The organism is Streptomyces parvus (assembly GCF_032121415.1).
In the GTDB taxonomy this organism is placed as follows: domain Bacteria; phylum Actinomycetota; class Actinomycetes; order Streptomycetales; family Streptomycetaceae; genus Streptomyces; species Streptomyces globisporus_A.
Genome location: NZ_CP135079.1, coordinates 533,943 through 549,915, shown reverse-complemented (window position 1 = coordinate 549,915; position 15,973 = coordinate 533,943). Strand labels below are relative to the sequence as shown.

At 71.3% G+C, this 15,973-nt stretch carries 18 protein-coding genes; 9 read left to right on the top strand and 9 right to left on the bottom strand.

Annotation, left to right across the window (positions count from 1 at the left end):
* Positions 1 to 37: 37 nt before the first annotated feature.
* A complete protein-coding gene (locus tag RNL97_RS03470) occupies positions 38 to 511 on the bottom strand; it encodes a MarR family winged helix-turn-helix transcriptional regulator (RefSeq protein WP_030580568.1) in 474 nt (157 codons plus the stop codon).
* 113 nt (positions 512 to 624) lie between these two features.
* Between RNL97_RS03470 and RNL97_RS03465 the strand changes: the two genes are divergently transcribed.
* The 3 genes from RNL97_RS03465 to mltG all read left to right on the top strand — a co-directional run bounded on the left by RNL97_RS03465 (position 625) and on the right by mltG (position 4,369).
* Positions 625 to 2,442 carry an ABC transporter ATP-binding protein gene (locus RNL97_RS03465; RefSeq protein ID WP_313750357.1) on the top strand — a complete coding sequence of 606 codons (1,818 nt, stop codon included), beginning with the start codon at positions 625 to 627 and terminating at the stop codon, positions 2,440 to 2,442.
* A 39-nt stretch (positions 2,443 to 2,481) separates the two neighbouring features.
* The gene (locus tag RNL97_RS03460; protein ID WP_313750356.1) at positions 2,482 to 3,093 is read left to right on the top strand and encodes a hypothetical protein; all 612 of its coding nucleotides are present in this window, start codon (positions 2,482 to 2,484) and stop codon (positions 3,091 to 3,093) included.
* 415 nt (positions 3,094 to 3,508) lie between these two features.
* Positions 3,509 to 4,369 (top strand): endolytic transglycosylase MltG, encoded by an 861-nt coding sequence (mltG, locus tag RNL97_RS03455; protein WP_313750355.1) that lies wholly within the window; start codon positions 3,509 to 3,511, stop codon positions 4,367 to 4,369.
* Between the two features lie 57 nt (positions 4,370 to 4,426).
* Here the strand turns inward: mltG and RNL97_RS03450 are convergent, their stop codons facing one another.
* From RNL97_RS03450 to RNL97_RS33030, 6 genes are all read right to left on the bottom strand, one after another.
* On the bottom strand, positions 4,427 to 5,566 hold the full coding sequence (locus RNL97_RS03450) for an NAD(P)-binding domain-containing protein (protein ID WP_313750354.1): 1,140 nt from the start codon (positions 5,564 to 5,566) through the stop codon (positions 4,427 to 4,429).
* A 64-nt stretch (positions 5,567 to 5,630) separates the two neighbouring features.
* Positions 5,631 to 6,839 carry an LLM class flavin-dependent oxidoreductase gene (locus tag RNL97_RS03445; protein ID WP_313750353.1) on the bottom strand — a complete coding sequence of 403 codons (1,209 nt, stop codon included), beginning with the start codon at positions 6,837 to 6,839 and terminating at the stop codon, positions 5,631 to 5,633.
* Positions 6,836 to 7,864, bottom strand: a complete 1,029-nt coding sequence (locus RNL97_RS03440; protein WP_313750352.1) for an ABC transporter substrate-binding protein — start codon at positions 7,862 to 7,864, stop codon at positions 6,836 to 6,838. The genes RNL97_RS03445 and RNL97_RS03440 overlap by 4 nt, the downstream gene beginning before the upstream one ends.
* Positions 7,861 to 8,730, bottom strand: coding sequence for an ABC transporter ATP-binding protein (locus RNL97_RS03435; RefSeq protein ID WP_313750351.1), 870 nt, complete (start codon positions 8,728 to 8,730; stop codon positions 7,861 to 7,863). Before RNL97_RS03435 ends, RNL97_RS03440 begins: the two co-directional genes overlap by 4 nt.
* Positions 8,703 to 9,590 (bottom strand): ABC transporter permease, encoded by an 888-nt coding sequence (locus RNL97_RS03430; protein ID WP_030580593.1) that lies wholly within the window; start codon positions 9,588 to 9,590, stop codon positions 8,703 to 8,705. Before RNL97_RS03430 ends, RNL97_RS03435 begins: the two co-directional genes overlap by 28 nt.
* Before the next feature lie 308 nt (positions 9,591 to 9,898).
* The gene (locus RNL97_RS33030; RefSeq protein WP_311307964.1) at positions 9,899 to 9,982 is read right to left on the bottom strand and encodes a putative leader peptide; all 84 of its coding nucleotides are present in this window, start codon (positions 9,980 to 9,982) and stop codon (positions 9,899 to 9,901) included.
* Between the two features lie 92 nt (positions 9,983 to 10,074).
* Here RNL97_RS33030 and RNL97_RS03425 point away from each other — a divergent pair, with 92 nt between their 5' ends.
* Entirely contained in the window at positions 10,075 to 10,512 is a 438-nt protein-coding gene (locus tag RNL97_RS03425; protein WP_313750350.1) for a YjbQ family protein, read from the top strand.
* Here RNL97_RS03425 and RNL97_RS03420 read toward each other — a convergent pair.
* Complete coding sequence (locus tag RNL97_RS03420; RefSeq protein ID WP_313751602.1) at positions 10,475 to 10,921, bottom strand: ROK family protein; 447 nt, start codon at positions 10,919 to 10,921, stop codon at positions 10,475 to 10,477. The two genes, RNL97_RS03425 and RNL97_RS03420, sit on opposite strands and share 38 nt — an antisense overlap.
* A gap of 188 nt (positions 10,922 to 11,109) precedes the next feature.
* Positions 11,110 to 11,682, bottom strand: a complete 573-nt coding sequence (locus RNL97_RS03415; RefSeq protein WP_243313275.1) for a DUF308 domain-containing protein — start codon at positions 11,680 to 11,682, stop codon at positions 11,110 to 11,112.
* Positions 11,683 to 11,790: 108 nt separating this feature from the next.
* Here RNL97_RS03415 and RNL97_RS03410 point away from each other — a divergent pair, with 108 nt between their 5' ends.
* The 5 genes from RNL97_RS03410 to RNL97_RS03390 all read left to right on the top strand — a co-directional run bounded on the left by RNL97_RS03410 (position 11,791) and on the right by RNL97_RS03390 (position 15,908).
* Complete coding sequence (locus tag RNL97_RS03410) at positions 11,791 to 12,390, top strand: TetR/AcrR family transcriptional regulator (protein ID WP_313750349.1); 600 nt, start codon at positions 11,791 to 11,793, stop codon at positions 12,388 to 12,390.
* Between the two features lie 356 nt (positions 12,391 to 12,746).
* Positions 12,747 to 13,736 (top strand): acyl-CoA dehydrogenase family protein, encoded by a 990-nt coding sequence (locus RNL97_RS03405; protein ID WP_078651995.1) that lies wholly within the window; start codon positions 12,747 to 12,749, stop codon positions 13,734 to 13,736.
* Positions 13,733 to 14,497 carry a PIG-L deacetylase family protein gene (locus tag RNL97_RS03400; protein WP_313750348.1) on the top strand — a complete coding sequence of 255 codons (765 nt, stop codon included), beginning with the start codon at positions 13,733 to 13,735 and terminating at the stop codon, positions 14,495 to 14,497. The genes RNL97_RS03405 and RNL97_RS03400 overlap by 4 nt, the downstream gene beginning before the upstream one ends.
* Positions 14,498 to 14,562: 65 nt before the next feature.
* Positions 14,563 to 15,150, top strand: a complete 588-nt coding sequence (locus RNL97_RS03395; RefSeq protein WP_030580715.1) for a class I SAM-dependent methyltransferase — start codon at positions 14,563 to 14,565, stop codon at positions 15,148 to 15,150.
* Positions 15,147 to 15,908: a glycosyltransferase family 2 protein gene (locus RNL97_RS03390; RefSeq protein WP_032765301.1), complete on the top strand. Its 762-nt coding sequence runs from the start codon at positions 15,147 to 15,149 to the stop codon at positions 15,906 to 15,908. Before RNL97_RS03395 ends, RNL97_RS03390 begins: the two co-directional genes overlap by 4 nt.
* Positions 15,909 to 15,973 lie beyond the last annotated feature (65 nt).

The window sequence follows — 15,973 nt, the reverse complement described above, 5'->3', positions numbered from 1 at the left end:
CTCGGCTCGGCGCTCAGCGGTGGCACGGCAACGGCGCTCAGCAGTGGCGCTCCGGCATTCCGTCGACCAGAGCGGACAGCAGCTCACCGAACACCTCGCGCTGCTCGGCGGTCAATGGAGCCAGGATCTCCTCTGCGGCGGCCCGGCGCGCGCTGCGCAGGGACCGCAGCGTGGCGCGCCCCTCGTCGGTGATCTCGATGCGGACCACCCGGCGGCTGTCGGGATCCGGGGCGCGGCGCACTCGGCCGCTCGCCTCCAGGGCGTCGACCAGCGTGGTCACGGCACGCGGAACGACGTCGAGCCGGCGGGCGAGATCCGCCATCCGGGGGGCCGCGTCGTAACTCGCGACCGTCCGCAACAGCCGGAACTGGGCCGGAGTGATGTCGATCGGATCCAGCTGCCGGCGCTGGATGCGGTGCAGCCGCCGGGTGAGCCGCAGCAGCTGCTCGGCGAGCAGGCCGTCACGGGAATCACGGGAATCAGGGGAGTCGGGGGAATCCGGGGCGTCCATACGGGAACAATATCAGGACCTTGTTCATTGTGAGTACAGGTAACAATGAGCTAGGCTCTCACCGTGTGGGGCCGGGACCGCCCGGCCTCGCCTCACGCCCGACGAAGGAGCCCATGAAACCCGACGAACCCACGTGGACGCCCCCGCCCGATGCCCGCCCCGCCGCCGACCGGCCGCCCGCCGAGGTGCGCCGCATCCTCCGCCTCTTCCGCCCCTACCGCGGCCGCCTGGCCGTCGTCGGCCTGCTGGTCGGCGCATCCTCCCTGGTCGGGGTCGCCTCCCCGTTCCTGCTGCGCGAGATCCTCGACACCGCCATCCCGCAGGGACGCACGGGCCTGCTGACCCTGCTGGCGCTCGGCATGATCCTCACCGCCGTGATGACCAGCGTCTTCGGCGTGCTTCAGACCCTCATCTCGACCACCGTCGGCCAGCGCGTCATGCACGACCTGCGCACCGCCGTCTACGCCCAGCTCCAGCGGATGCCGCTCGCCTTCTTCACCCGGACCCGCACGGGCGAGGTCCAGTCCCGCATCGCCAACGACATCGGGGGTATGCAGGCGACGGTCACTTCCACCGCGACCTCGCTGGTCTCCAACCTCACGGCCGTCATCGCGACCGTCGTCGCCATGCTCGCCCTCGACTGGCGGCTCACCGTCGTCTCGCTCCTCCTGCTGCCGGTCTTCGTCGCGATCAGCCGCCGCGTCGGCCGGGAACGCAAGAAGATCACCACCCAGCGCCAGAAGCAGATGGCCGCGATGGCCGCCACCGTCACCGAGTCCCTCTCGGTCAGCGGCATCCTCCTCGGCCGCACGATGGGCCGCTCCGACTCCCTCACCCAGGGCTTCGCCGAGGAGTCCGAGCGCCTGGTCGACCTCGAAGTGCGCTCCAACATGGCCGGCCGCTGGCGGATGTCCACGATCGGCATCGTCATGGCCGCCATGCCCGCCGTCATCTACTGGGCGGCCGGACTGACCTTCGCCTCCGGCGCCGCCGCCGTCTCCATCGGCACGCTCGTCGCCTTCGTCACGCTCCAGCAGGGGCTGTTCCGCCCGGCGGTCAGCCTGCTCTCCACCGGCGTCCAGATGCAGACCTCCCTCGCCCTCTTCCAGCGCATCTTCGAATACCTCGACCTCACGGTGGACATCACCGAACCGGAGCATCCGGTCCGGCTGGAGAAGATCCGCGGTGAGATCGCCTTCGAGGACGTCGACTTCAGCTACGACGAGAAGAACGGTCCGACGCTGACCGGCATCGACGTGTCCGTGCCCGCGGGCGCAGGCCTCGCGGTCGTCGGATCCACCGGCTCCGGCAAGTCCACGCTCAGCTACCTGGTGCCCCGGCTGTACGACGTCACCGGCGGCCGGGTCACGCTCGACGGGATCGATGTCCGCGACCTGGACTTCGACACCCTCGCCCGGGCCGTCGGCGTCGTCTCCCAGGAGACGTACCTCTTCCACGCCTCGGTCGCAGAGAACCTGCGCTTCGCGAAGCCGGAGGCCACCGACGAGGAGATCGAGGCCGCGGCCCGCGCCGCGCAGATCCACGACCACATAGCCTCCCTGCCCGACGGCTACGACACGATGGTCGGCGAGCGCGGCCACCGATTCTCGGGCGGCGAGAAGCAGCGTCTCGCCATCGCCCGCACCATCCTGCGCGACCCTCCGGTGCTGATCCTCGACGAGGCGACCAGCGCGCTCGACACCCGTACGGAACAGGCCGTGCAGGAAGCGATCGACGCCCTGTCCGCCGGGCGGACCACGCTGACCATCGCGCATCGGCTCTCCACCGTCCGCGACGCGGACCAGATCATCGTCCTGGAGGACGGCCGGGTCGCCGAGCGCGGGACGCACGAGGAACTGCTCGCCCTCGACGGCTGTTACGCCGCCCTGATCCGCCGCGACTTCCACCCGGTCCCGGCCCCCGCCCCCTGACGTCACCGGCGGGGCGGGCATAGGGCATGATCGCCGCGCATGAGAGCTCTCCTCGGGGTGGAACTTCCCGGCTACCGCACCGTCGACACCGACACCTGGCTGAACGACCACGGCGATGTGCTGTCGCTGCACTTCTTCGACCTGCCGCCCGACCTGCCGGCCGCGCTGGACGACGGCCCGACCCTGCGGCACGGCTTGACCCACTTCACCGCCCGAGCGGGCGGCGGCCTCATCGAGGCATCGGTGAAGCGGCTGGGCGAGCTGCCCGCCCTGCGGCAGATACTCAAACTGCCGCTGCCGAACCAGCCCAGCGGCCAGGCGTTCATCGGCAGCTTCACCGTGCCGCGCGCCGGGTGCAGCACCGTGGTGAAGGTCCAGGCGGCGGAGCGCGGTATGACGGGCGTGCGGGAAGCCGTCGTGATGGCCAAGGTCGGGCCCGACCAGTACTTCCGGCCCCACCCCTACGCCCCCGAGGTCCAGGGCGGGCTGCCCTTCCATGCGGCGGACCACGCCCAGTGGGACACGGAGTTCTCGGACCACCCGCTCACCCGGGTCCGCCGGACGCTCGACACGCTCGCGGCGGCGGTGACGGTAGCGCCCGAGTTCGCCGCGCTGCCGCCCTTCACCGGACCGGCCGCGGCGAACGGCTGAGCCGGCCGGCCGCGTGCACAGGCACACACGGCGGCGCCGCCGCTCCCGTGGGACGGGGAGCGACGGCGCCGGGCGGAGCAATGGTCGTCAGACGAGCCAACCCACGAAGTGGACGACGCCGGCAAGCAGGTTGGTCAGGAAGTTCATCTGGTCTTTCTCCTTGTACGTGGTGCATCTGTGGGACTGCGCAGTAGCGGTCTGCAGCCCGTTGACTGCGCTCTGCAATCATCACGCCTCGGACGAGTGAAGAGCAACGAATCCCCTGACGATCACGCGTTCCAGCGAACACCCGATCCCTTGTTCGCGTGTTCCGGCTGCGGGTGTTCCGGTCGCGCCGTACGGCGTTCGTGTCGCCCGTGCCGACGCCGTGGTCGGGCTACCGGCCGTGGCTCGCACACCGGGTTACCGTGCCCGCATGGTGAACGAGTCCCCGGACGCCCGCCCCCGTCGCAGACTCCGCCCGACCCGCCGCGGAAAGGTCGTCCTGGTCGTCGGCGCACTGCTCGTCGTGTCGGCCGCCGTCCTGATTCCGCTGTCCCTGACCGGATCGGACGAGCCGCCGAAGCAGCAGGAGACCCCGCGGAGCACGCTGACGATCCCCGAAGGACGCCGCGTCTCGCAGGTGTACGAAGCGGTCGACAAGGCGCTCCGCCTGAAGCCCGGCAGCACGCTGAAGGCCGCGTCGACGGTGGACCTGAAGCTCCCCGCCCAGGCCGAGGGCAACCCCGAGGGGTACCTCTTCCCGGCCACGTATCCGATCGACGGAGCGACCGAGCCCGCGGGCCTGCTGCGCTACATGGCCGACACCGCCCGCAAGCACTTCGCCGCGGACCATGTCACGGCGGGGGCGCAGCGCAACAACGTCTCCCTCTACGACACGGTCACGATCGCCAGCATCGTGCAGGCCGAGGCCGACACCCCGGCGGACATGGGCAAGGTCGCCCGGGTCGTCTACAACCGGCTGCTCAAGGACATGCCGCTGCAGATGGACTCCACCATCAACTACGCCCTGAAGCGCTCCACCCTGGACACGACGACCGCCGACACCCACTTGGCCAGCCCGTACAACAGCTACCGGATCAAGGGCCTGCCGCCGACGCCCATCGGCAACCCGGGGGAGGAGGCGCTGCGCGCGGCCGTCAGGCCCACGCCCGGCCCCTGGCTCTACTTCGTCACGGTCGGCCCCGGCGACACCCGGTTCACCGACAGCTATGACGAGCAGCAGAGGAACGTCGAGGAGTTCAACCGCAGCCGCGGCTCCGCGACTGCGAGCTGACCGGCTCCGCCGACGAGGCGGACGGGAGCGACGGCACCCACGCGACCGGCCAGGAGTTCACGCCCCCGGGACGGACACGGTGACGGCCGCCTCCATCGCCGCCGCTTCCCCGCCGGCCCGCGCGCCGCCCGTCTCCTTCAGCAGCCGCATGACCGACCGGACCGCCGCGCGGCCCGCACGGTTCGCGCCGATGGTGCTGGCGGAGGGGCCGTACCCGACGAGGTGGACCCGCCCGTCCCGTACGGCACGGGTGTCCTCGGCCCGGATGCCGCCACCCGGCTCGCGCAGCTTCAGCGGGGCGAGGTGGTCCACGGCGGGCCGGAACCCGGTCGCCCAGAGGATCACATCGGTTTCGACGACCCGGCCGTCGTCCCAGGCCACACCGGTCGGCGTGATCCGGTCGAACATCGGCAGCCGGTCCAGCACCCCCTGCTCCCGGGCCCGCCGCACCGCGTCGGTCATCGGCAGCCCGGTCACGCTGACCACGCTCTTCGGCGGCAGCCCGTTGCGGACCCGCTCCTCCACCATCGCCACGGCGGCCCGCCCCCACTCCTCGGTGAACGGTCCCTCCCGGAAGACCGGTTCACCGCGGGTCACCCAGAAGGTGTCGGCCGCGTGCTCGGCGATCTCCATCAGGTGCTGCGTACCGGAAGCCCCACCCCCGACCACGAGGACGCGCTGGCCGGCGAACTCCTCGGGGCCCGGGTAGTTCGCCGTGTGCAACTGCCGCCCGCGGAAAGTCTCCTGACCCGGATAGCGAGGCCAGAACGGCCGGTCCCAGGTGCCGGTCGCGTTGATCAGCGCCCGCGCGGCGTACGTCCCCTCGGACGTCTCCACCAGCAGCCGCCCGCCGCTTCCCTCCCGTACGGCGCTCACCTCGACGGGCCGGTGGACCCGCAGGCCGAAGCGGTCCTCGTACGCGGCGAAGTACGCGCCGATCACCTCCGAGGAGGGCCGGTCGGGGTCGGCCCCGGTCAGCTCCATGCCCGGCAGCGCGTGCATCCCGTGGACCTTGCCGTACGTCAGCGAGGGCCAGCGGAACTGCCACGCGCCGCCCGGCCGGGGCGCGTGGTCCAGCACGACGAAGTCACCGTCCGGCTCCAGCCCGACGCGGCGCAGGTGGTAGGCGGCGGACAGCCCCGCCTGACCCGCGCCGATGACGACCACGTCCAGCTCGCGCGCCCCAGAAATGTTCACGCTTCTACTAACTCGACGGACGCCCGGGATCTTCCCGAACGCCCGACGAGCATCACCGCACGGTTCAGCGACCCCCGGCGAGCAGCAGGGGAGCCCCGCCCGGCGCCGTGGCGGTCCGGCTCCCGGCGCCGTTCACGCCCAGCAGCGGAGACGCGGGCACGGTCGACAGCAGCCCGCGGCGGGACAGCTCGGGGGTGACGCCCTCGCCGAACCAGTACGCCTCCTCCAGATGCGGATATCCGGAGAGCACGAAGTGCTCCACACCCAGCGCGTGGTACTCCTCGATCCGGTCCGCGACCTCCGCATGGCTGCCCACCAACGCGGTCCCGGCCCCGCCGCGTACCAGACCGACGCCCGCCCAGAGGTTCGGCGCGATCTCCAGGTCGTCCCGCGAACCGCCGTGCAGCGCCAGCATCCGCTGCTGCCCGACCGACTCGCTCTTCCCCAGCGCCTGCTGCGCCGTCGCGATCGTCTCCGGATCGAGGTCGCCCAGCAGCCGGTCGGCGGTCGCCCACGCCTCCCGCGAAGAATCCCGCGAGATGGTGTGCAGCCGGATGCCGAACCGGACCGTGCGCCCCCGCTCCTCCGCCAGACCGCGAATCCAGTCGATCTTCTCCTGCACGGCGGCCGGCGGCTCACCCCAGGTGAGATAGACATCGGCGTGCGCGGCGGCGACCGGCCCGGCCGCCGCCGACGACCCGCCGAAGAAGATCTCCGGCAGCGGGTCCGGCGGCAGCGCGGTCACCCCGCCCTCCACCTGGTAGTGCTCCCCGTCGAAGTCGTACGGCTGCCCGCTCCAGGCGCCCCGCACCACCGACAGGAACTCCGCGGTGCGCTCGTACCGTCGGTCATGGTCCAAGTGGTCCCCGAAACGCCGCTGTTCGGTCGAGTCGCCGCCGGTGACGACGTTGAGCAGCAGCCGCCCCCGGGTGATCCGCTGATAGGTGGCGGCCATCTGCGCGGCCAGCACGGGCGAGATGACCCCCGGCCGGAACGCCACCAGGAACTTCAGCCGCTCGGTGTGCTGGGCGAGCGCCACCGTGGTCAGCCAGGCGTCCTCGCACCAGGTGCCGGTGGGCGTCAGCACGGCCTCGAAGCCCAACTGCTCGGCAGCCTTCGCGATCTGGGCCAGATACTCGATGTCCGGCGCGCGCACCCCGCTCACCGGTGTGATCCGGTCGCGTTCGATGCCGCCGTCGGTGTACGCGTGCCGGTCCACGAGCGTCCGGCCGTCACCGCCGGTGGGCAGGAACCAGTGCAGACGGACGTTCATGACGAGGCCTTTCCGTAGGAGCGCGGCGCGGTGGAGGACGGGGGAAGGTCGCGGTTGAACCGGGTGTCGACGTAGTCCTCGAAGTCGAACCGCCGCGGAATCAGCCTGAGTTCGGCGAAGGTGTCGGCGATCTCCTGCTCGGAGGCGATGGCCGCCGCGTCGATCGCGACCGGGACGCGCGTGCCGTAGCTGAGCTTCACGGCGTCCAAAGCCACTGCGTACGGAAGCCCGGTCTCCCGCGCCCAGACCTTCGCCCACTCCTCCGGGTGCTCGAAGACCCACTTCTGGGCCCGCTCCAGCCGGACGAGCAGATCGCCGATGGCCTTGGACTTCTTCGCGTCGTTGAGCGAGGCGGGCGAAGCCACCTGGAAACCGAGCCCGTTGACGACGCCTTCGCCGGTCGTGAGCACCCGGGCGTGCGCCGTGCGCAGGACCTGCGAGGTGTACGGATCCCAGATCGCCCAGGCGTCGACCTTGCCCCGGCTGAACGCGGCGAGCGCGTCGGCGGGCTGGAGGTGGTTCAGTTCGACGTCCCCGATCCCGAGCCCGGCCTTCTTGAGCGAGGCGACCAGCTGGAAGTGGGCCGAACTGCCCTGGGCGACGGCGATGGACTTGCCCTTGAGCTGGGTGGGCTTCTTCAGCGGGGAGTCCTCGGGCACGACGATGACCTCACCGGCCGGCGAGCCGTGCGTGGCGCCGACGACGGCGATGTTCGAGTCGGCCCCGGCGGCGAAGACGGGCGGGGTGTTGCCGACGCCGCCGATATCGACGGCCCCGGCGCTCACGGCCTCCAGCAGGGGTGGCCCTGAGGTGAAGGTGGACCACTTGATGCGGTAGGCGAGGTCGTCGAGCTCTCCGGAGGCCCGCAGGATCGCCTCGTAACCTCCCTTCTGGTCACCGACGTTGAGCGTGAGGCTGCCCTTGCCGTCGGTGTTGCCGCCCGGGTCGGCGGACGAGGCGCCGCCGCACGCGGAGAGGAGCAGGGCGAAGGGGAGGAGCAGGGCGGGCAGAGTGCGACGTTTCATGACGGGTCTCCATGACGGGGGCAGGGGTGGGGATGTGCGGGCGATGCCTCGGGGCTCTCCGTGCTCTCCGTACGGGCCTGGGCGCGGCCCGCGCCCTCGACGCCCAGTTCGGTCAGCAGCCGGGAGCGCAGGTCGGTGAAGCGGGGGGAGCCGATCTCGCGCGGCCGGTCCAGCGCGACGGACGTGTCGTACGCGATCCGCCCGTCCCGCATCACCAGCACCCGGTCGGCCAGCAGCAGGGCCTCGTCCACGTCATGGGTGACCAGGAGTACCGCGCAGCCGCGCCGCTGCCAGAGTTCGGCCACGAGCTGCTGGGCCTTGATCCGGGTCAGCGCGTCCAGTGCGCCGAAGGGTTCGTCGAGCAGCAGCAGATCGGGCTCGCGCACCAGGGCCCGGGCCAGCGAAGCCCGCTGCGCTTCGCCACCGGACAGCGTCTTCGGCCACGCCCCGGACCGCTCCGCAAGCCCGACCTCCGCCAACGCCCGCTCGGCGAAGGCACGTTCGGGCTTGCCAGGCAGCCCGAGCAGTACATTGCGCCAGACCCGCTTCCAGGGCATCAGGCGCGGGGCCTGGAACGCGACCGCGCGGCGGCGGGGCACCAGGACGGTGCCGGAGATCTCCCGGTCGAGCCCGGCCAGCACCCGCAGCAGGGTCGACTTGCCGCAGCCGCTACGCCCGAGCAGCACGGTGAACCCGCCCGCTTTGAGGGCGAGATCGAGCTCGTCGATGACGGCACGCCCGTCGAAGGAGCGGGTGAGCCCTGCGACTCGTACGGCGGCTTCGGCGTCCTCGTGGGACGTCGAAGCACTGGCGGTGGAGCCGGGTTCGAGGGGGGACTTCACTGGCCGGTGAAGGTCGGTCGCCATTGCAGCAGCAGCCTTTCGAGGATCCGGACGATGACGTCGGCGGTGAGGCCGAGGAAGGCGTACACGACGAGACAGACGACGATCACATCGGTCCGGAAGAACTCCCGGGCCTGGTTCATCAGGAACCCGATCCCGGCGTCGGCGTTGATCGACTCACCGAAGACGAGGGCGAGCCAGGCCGTGGCCAGCGAGTAGCGCAGACCGGTCATGGCTCCCGGCAACGCACCGGGGAGCACGACATGGCGCACCAGGCCCCACCGGCCGAGCCCCAACGACGTACCGGCTTCGATGAGTTGGGCGTCCACGCCGCGGATTCCGGCGTACACGTTCAGATACAGGTGGAACGCCACTCCGAGGGCGATGAGGGCCACCTTGGGCGCCTCGCCGATCCCGAGCCAGATGATGAACAGCGGGATGAGCCCCACCCAGGGCACGGTGCGCAGCATCTGCACGGTCGCGTCGACCAGATCCTCCCCGAGCCGCGAGAGCCCCGACACGAGTGCGAGCGACGTCCCGATCACCCCGCCGAGCAGGAGCCCCACGACCACCCGCTGAAGCGAGACCCCCATCGCGGCGGACAGCGTCCCGTCGGCCATCAGATCGGCACCGGCACGCGCGATGGTCCCGGGCGAGGCGAGCACATCGGGATCGAGCACCCCCGTGGCACTGAACACCTGCCACAGCACCAGCAACAGCAACGGTCCCACCGCACGCCGCACCCACCGCGGAGCGGCCCGCAACCGTGACCGCCGGACGGAGGCCGGGACGACGGCCTCCAGCTCGGGCGGCGTACGCGTCGGCGCGGAGGGTTTGTCGAGGGGTACGGGTATCGCCGACGGCGGTGCATGGCTGACGGTCATGACGGCTCCAGGGAAGGGACGCACGGATGCGCGCAGAGGGGAAGGCAGGGGAGGGGGGGCACGGACATGCCGGAGCAATGCCGTCACCACGCACGCACGGCCGACCGGCGGCGAAAGGACGCGAAAGGGTACGGGGAGGGGAGGCTCAGCGGAGGCGAATGCGCATACGGTTGCGCAGCGGCACGGAGCTGGACGCGACTACGGCAGAACGAGCGACGGAATACGGCAGGCGGCGCAGCCGGCACCGGCACGGCCGTGCGGCCGGAAGCCATGCCGCCGGAAACGGCCCGGAAGTCGCTGAGGGAACGTCAGCAGCCGCGACAACACGCGGCGGAAGCCACTCGCAGCAGGTCGATGTGACCGCGCGAAGTGAGCAGAGCTGATCGGAACATGGCGCTGAACGTAGTCATCCGGTTGGGACCCGGTCAATGGTGTCTCGGAGCGTGGACGCCTCATCTCACCCCGGTGAGGTGATGATGGAGGCATGTCCGATTCCTTCACCACCACGGTCCTGAACATCACCACGGGTACGGCCGAGACGGTCACGGACCTGACGCGCGCCTGCGAGGAGTTCCTCACCCGCACCGCCCCCGGCCGCGACGGCCTGCTCAACGTGTTCGTCCCCCACGCCACGGCCGGCATCGCCGTACTGGAGACGGGCGCGGGCAGCGACGACGACCTCCTGGCCGCCCTCCACCACCTGCTCCCCGCCGACGACCGCTGGCAACACCGCCACGGCAGCCCCGGCCACGGCCGCGACCACGTACTCCCCGCCCTGGTCCCGCCCCACGCCACGCTGCCGGTGATCGGCGGCCGGCTGGAGCTGGGGACCTGGCAGTCGGTCTGCCTGGTGGACACAAATCGCGACAATGCGGAACGTCAGGTCAGGTTGTCGTTCCTGGGCGGCGTCGCCACGGCCTGAACGTACGAGCCATGTCCGGCGGCACCAGCGGCAGGGAGCCATGCGCGGTCGCAACGGGTGCGATCCCCGCCGACGCCAGCACCGCGGCGCCGACCAACCCGGCGTCGGGCCCCAGTTCGGCGGGCAGGGCGCGTAGCTCCCTGAGGAACGGCAGCGCCGCGTAGCGCCGAAGGTGACGAGCGAGCAACTCGGAGAACACCTCGCCGGACTGAGCGATACCGCCCGCGGCAACGGCGATGTCGACCTCGATCAGCGCCGCCGTGGCGGCCGTGCCCGCTGCCAGCGCGCGGGCCGCCCGGGCGAACGCGGCGGTGGCGGCAGCCTCCCCGGCACGGGCCGCCGCCGCTACTGTTGCCGCGTCCGCCTTCCGCGGTGGTTGCCACCCGAGGTCAAGCGCGTGCTGCGTGATGGCTGTGCCACGGGCGATGGTTTAACAGGCAGCCTCTTGCTCCGCAGGGGCAGGCTTCACCGGGCCTCGGCCGAATGTCGGGACTGCCCGAGGCGACGAACGAGCGACAGTTGTCGCATGTGGCGCGAAGAATGTCCGACGCATCCTGAAGTCCGCCGCCCCTATGGAGAAAGCGCGTCGCCGGACGTTCAGTCGTTCCGGTTCGCAGACTTCAGGCGCAGTGCCGAGACGAGGAAGAAGACGCCGCCGAGGAAGGCGTACCCGGCGAGATTCGTGAGTGTGGCGCCTTCTTCGCCGGCTTGGAGGAAGAAGCTCGCTCCGGCCAGGGTCGAAATGGCTCCGCTCGCGATCATCGGCCACTGCCCGCCCATCCGTCGCCGCGCGACTCCCACGGTGAGCTGCGTGATGCCCGCCGTGACGGCCCAGACACCCCACACCCGGAGGACGGCCGGGATGCCGGAAGTGAGTGCGAGAGCCAGAGCGATGCCGGTGAGGACGCTGAGCGTGATGTTCACCCACAACCTCGTGCCCGCCCCGCCCTCCGCCCGCGTCGACCTCAGGTCGGCCACGGCGCAGGCCGCGTCAAAGAGGGGATAGAGCACCAGCAACGTCCCGCTGAGCGGGCCCAGCGTGTCGGCCTTCGTGAACAGCAGGGCCGCCCAGAGGGCGGCGAACGCGAAACGCAGGAGATACAGCCTGCGCAGAATCACCGCGAGCCCGGTCGGTGCGGTGGGAGCGGGGTGGTCGACGACGGTGCCCATGGTGAGTCGGCCCTTCGAGTGAGGGAGAACGTTCGGTCTCGTTCATCATCAGCGGCTCTACGGGGCCTGTCAAGACCGAACGTTCTCCCTCGAAGGTAGGGTGGGGGCATGAGCCGCAAGACCCAGACAGCCAGCACATCCGAGGCCCGAGCGCGACTGCTCGCGACCGCGGTCAGGATCTTCTACGCGGAGGGGATCCACTCCGTGGGCGTCGACCGGATCATCGAGGAATCGCAGGTGACCCGGGCCACCCTCTACCGCCACTTCTCCGGCAAGGAAGCACTCGTCCTCGCCTACCTCGAGCAGGCGGACCAGGGCATCAGGGCGCAGCTGACGGCCGCGCAGAAAGACGCCCGGACGCCCGGTGACAAGGTGCGCGCGGTCGGTCGCGCGATTGCCGAGGGGATCCGGTCGGAGGGCTTCCGCGGTTGCGCCTTCCTCAACGCCGTGGCGGAGTACCCCGATCCGGTACACCCGATCCACCAGGCTGTTCTCGTGCACCGGGACTGGTTCCTCAAGACCGTCACGGAGCTGTTGGCGCACGTCGGTGAGACGCCCGCCGAGGCGGCGGCACGGCATTTCGTCATGCTCCGGGACGGGGCCATGGCTGCGGGATGCCTCTCCGATCCCGGACACATCACCGAGACGTTCCTGGAAGGCGTCGAAGGGATCTTGCAGGCGCGTTCCGCCGGGCTGGCGGCGGGCTGAGTCTGGTTGCGTACGGAGAGGCGCAGAAGCACCTCTCCGCCGATTCGCGCGTGTACGACGTCACCGCTGTGCAGGCAGCGAAGACGTGGCCGGCTGCGGCGGGCCGTCGGCCGGAACGGGAGACCTTTTCGGTGGCCGCACGTCTCCCGGTCCGGTCATGCAGTGCTCTGTCTCCTCTCGTGGAGTGAGCCACATATGCCCCGGCCTGTGGACCGCAGGTGTTTCGTTCCTGGTGAGAGGGGCACAGAGGAGGGCCGCCCGCCTGGGCGCGGTCGCGCGAATTCGGGTGTCGATCCATCGTGGAGAGGCGTCCGGCTTCGTCGGAGCTGCCCGTCAGTCCTGAAGGAGTCCGAGTCATGCCAGCAGATCCTGCTCTGCCCGTCGATGCCGCGCAGGCCGCAGACGGTTTCGTCGACGCGGTCAGGCGCATCGAGAAGGGAGAGCTGGCTTTCCCTTTGCCGGGTTCCGGGCGTACGGCTGAGCGGTTCGCGGCTCTGCGGGGCGTCGCCGAGGCCGGTCTGTGCACCGCGCGCCTGGTCGAGGGACATGTCGACGCCACAGCCATCCTTGCGGAGCTGGGGGAGCCGCCGCCGCTGGCGGGCGAACTGTGGGGCGTGTGGGCGGCCGAGCCGCCGGGTGAGGGGCTTGTCGCCTCCCGGGCGGGGCAGGGGTGGGTGCTGAACGGGCTCAAGCAGTACTGCTCGGGCGCGCACAGCTGCACCCGCGCCCTGGTCACAGCCCGGGCAGGGGAGTCGCGGCGGCTCTTCGCGGTCGAGGTGGACGCAGGCGGTTGCCGACCGGTGGAGGGCAGCTGGCAGGCCGTCGGCATGGCGGGCAGCGACACCCCGGACGTACGGTTCACGAACGTGCCGGCGACCGCGGTCGGTGAGCCCGAGGCATATGTGCGCAGGCCCGGGTTCTGGCACGGAGGCATCGGGGTGGCCGCGTGCTGGTACGGCGGCGCGGTGGCGGCTTCCCGCGTGCTGCGCGACGCGGCCGCGGGTCGGGCCGAGCCGCACACCGACGCCCACCTGGGGGCGGTGGACGTCCAGTTGCACGCAGCCGAAGCGCTCCTGGAGCAGGCGGCCGCCGAGATCGACGGGGATCCCACCGACGAGAGGGGCGGCGCCCAACTGCGGGCAATGCGGGCACGCGCGTTCATCGAATCGGTCTGCCGCACGGTGCTGGACCACGTGGGCAGGGCGACCGGAGCGGGCCCGCTGTGCCACGACGCCTCGCACGCCCGCACAGTCGCCGACCTGACCGTCTACATCCGCCAGCACCACGCCGAACGTGAGCTTGCCGGACTCGGCGCCTACCTGGCCAGGCCGGAGGGCAGCCGATGACGGTCGCCGACGGCGGCAGCTTCGCCGATCCGATCCAGGCCCCGGGCACCCCCGAGGCGGACTGGCAGGCATGGCCGGGCTGGACCAGCCTTCCGGAAGTCTCCCTGGGACCGTTCGGCCGAGTGGTGGTGGTCGCCGCCCATCCTGACGACGAGGTGCTCGGTTTCGGCGGCGGGATCGCGCTGCTCTCGGCCTCGGGTGCGGAAGTGACCGTGGTCGCCGTCACCGATGGCGAGGGGTCCCACCCCGACAGCGACGTGGTCAGCGCGTGCGACCTCGTGAAGGTGCGTGCCGCCGAGACACGGGCGGCGCTGGCCGAGCTCGGGGCGGCGGACTCGGACGTCGTGAGGCTGCGGATTCCCGACACGAAGGCGGGGGCGTACGAGGATGAGGTCGCGGCCCGCATCGCGCGCCTGGCACACGGCGCTGACCTGGTGGTCGCACCGTGGACCGGCGATGTGCACGGCGACCACGAGGCAGCGGGACGGGCGGCCGTGCGCGCGGCGGACTCGGTGGGTGCCGCCTGCTGGCTCTACCCGGTGTGGATGTGGCACTGGGCGGTACCGGGGGATCTCCGGGTGCCGTGGCGGAGCGCGGCGCGCATCGTCCTGCCCCCAACGGTGCTGGAACGAAAGAGGAGGGCTGTGGGGCGGTTCGTCAGTCAGACCGAGCCCTTGGGCCCGGGGCCGGGCGACGCGGCGATCCTCCCCCCGGAGGAGCTGGCGCACCATCTGCGCGACCGGGAGGTGGTGTTCCGGTGAGCGGCGCGCAGGACACCCCCGACATCCCCGGCGCGGGTGGCACGCCTGGGGCGTACTTCGAGAAGATGTACCGCGGCGCTCCCGACCCCTGGCACCTCGCCGAACGCTGGTACGAGCGCCGCAAGTACGACCTCACCGTGGCGAGCCTGCCCTTGCCCCGCTATCGCCGCGCCTTCGAACCTGCCTGCTCCGTCGGCGAGCTGACCGTACGTCTGGCCGAACGGTGTGACCAGGTCGTGGCCTGCGACCGGGTGGAATCCGCAGTCGCCACCGCACGCCGGCGCACCTCCGCTCTTCCTCAGGTGGAAGTGCACGCCCTGACCATTCCCGGCCAATGGCCGCATGGCCGCTTCGACCTCGTCGTCCTGTCCGAACTTCTCTACTACTTCGACGCCCCCACCCTCCGGACGGTCCTGCACCGTTCGGTCGACGCACTGGAACCGGGCGGAACCCTGGTCACCGCGCACTGGAACCACCCTGTACCCGATCACCACGGCACCGGCAGCACGCTGGCCCGGACCGTCGGCTCCCTCCCGGGGCTGACACTGACGGCCGACCACAGGGAGAGCGACTTCGTACTCCAGGTCTACGAGCGCACCAGTCCTGACGGGACGGCAGCACCCTCGCCCGCCGCCCGCGAGGGCCTCGTATGACCCCAGAGGCAAGCATCGAGAACATCGCTGTCGTCATCCCGGCCCGCGACGAGGAGAACCTTCTTCCAGCCGCACTGGAGTCCGTGCGCGCGGCGGCCGCGCACCCCGGCATCGAGTCGGTACGCGTCCTCACGGTGGTGGTGGCGGATTGCTGCACGGATGCCACCGCCGCGGTCTCCCGAGAGGCGGGCGCTCTCGTCGTACCGGTCCGTTTCCGCAACGTCGGCCGGGCCCGGGCTGCCGGTGTGCGAGCCGCGCTCGGTGCGATCGGCGGTGCCCCGGGCGGCGTGTGGATCGCTTCCACCGACGCCGACAGCACGGTACGGCCGGACTGGCTCGCCTTCCAGGCGGCTCGTGCCGCCGAGGGCTGGGACGCTGTCATCGGCACCGTGACCGTGGACCGATGGCCGGCTGACAAGGCCGAGCTGGCCGACCGTTACCGCCGGCTGTACGAGAGGTCACGCCCACCGGCGCACCGCCCGTGGCACCACCCGCACGTGCACGGCGCGAATCTCGGCGTCAGCAGTCACGCCTACGCGGTCGCGGGTGGCTTCCCGCCGACCCCGCTCGACGAGGACCGGGGCCTGGTCGAGGCATTGGAACGGACAGGCGCACACCTCCTGCGCACCCCCGACTGCCCCGTCAGCACGTCGGCCCGCCGGACCCCCCGCGCGCGGGGAGGCTTCGGAGACCACCTGATCGATCTGGACCGCACGCTGCTCGACGTCAGGACGAGGCGCCAGCCAACTCCACCGTAGGCGCCGATAGCGGGACCACCGCGAGGCGGCGGGCGACACCTGTGGAGGAACCCGAGCGCCTGGCG

Bases quoted from the DNA above. Each gene is read 5' to 3' on its own strand.
- RNL97_RS03405 (WP_078651995.1), top strand. From the start codon at position 12,747: ATGCCAGCAGATCCTGCTCTGCCCGTCGATGCCGCGCAGGCCGCAGAC.
- RNL97_RS03470 (WP_030580568.1), bottom strand. From the start codon at position 511: ATGGACGCCCCGGATTCCCCCGACTCCCCTGATTCCCGTGATTCCCGT.
- RNL97_RS03395 (WP_030580715.1), top strand. From the start codon at position 14,563: ATGTACCGCGGCGCTCCCGACCCCTGGCACCTCGCCGAACGCTGGTAC.
- RNL97_RS03430 (WP_030580593.1), bottom strand. From the start codon at position 9,590: ATGACCGTCAGCCATGCACCGCCGTCGGCGATACCCGTACCCCTCGAC.
- RNL97_RS33030 (WP_311307964.1), bottom strand. From the start codon at position 9,982: ATGTTCCGATCAGCTCTGCTCACTTCGCGCGGTCACATCGACCTGCTG.
- RNL97_RS03435 (WP_313750351.1), bottom strand. From the start codon at position 8,730: ATGGCGACCGACCTTCACCGGCCAGTGAAGTCCCCCCTCGAACCCGGC.
- RNL97_RS03465 (WP_313750357.1), top strand. From the start codon at position 625: ATGAAACCCGACGAACCCACGTGGACGCCCCCGCCCGATGCCCGCCCC.
- RNL97_RS03400 (WP_313750348.1), top strand. From the start codon at position 13,733: ATGACGGTCGCCGACGGCGGCAGCTTCGCCGATCCGATCCAGGCCCCG.
- RNL97_RS03410 (WP_313750349.1), top strand. From the start codon at position 11,791: ATGAGCCGCAAGACCCAGACAGCCAGCACATCCGAGGCCCGAGCGCGA.
- RNL97_RS03425 (WP_313750350.1), top strand. From the start codon at position 10,075: ATGTCCGATTCCTTCACCACCACGGTCCTGAACATCACCACGGGTACG.
- RNL97_RS03415 (WP_243313275.1), bottom strand. From the start codon at position 11,682: ATGGGCACCGTCGTCGACCACCCCGCTCCCACCGCACCGACCGGGCTC.
- RNL97_RS03440 (WP_313750352.1), bottom strand. From the start codon at position 7,864: ATGAAACGTCGCACTCTGCCCGCCCTGCTCCTCCCCTTCGCCCTGCTC.
- mltG (WP_313750355.1), top strand. From the start codon at position 3,509: ATGGTGAACGAGTCCCCGGACGCCCGCCCCCGTCGCAGACTCCGCCCG.
- RNL97_RS03445 (WP_313750353.1), bottom strand. From the start codon at position 6,839: ATGAACGTCCGTCTGCACTGGTTCCTGCCCACCGGCGGTGACGGCCGG.
- RNL97_RS03460 (WP_313750356.1), top strand. From the start codon at position 2,482: ATGAGAGCTCTCCTCGGGGTGGAACTTCCCGGCTACCGCACCGTCGAC.
- RNL97_RS03390 (WP_032765301.1), top strand. From the start codon at position 15,147: ATGACCCCAGAGGCAAGCATCGAGAACATCGCTGTCGTCATCCCGGCC.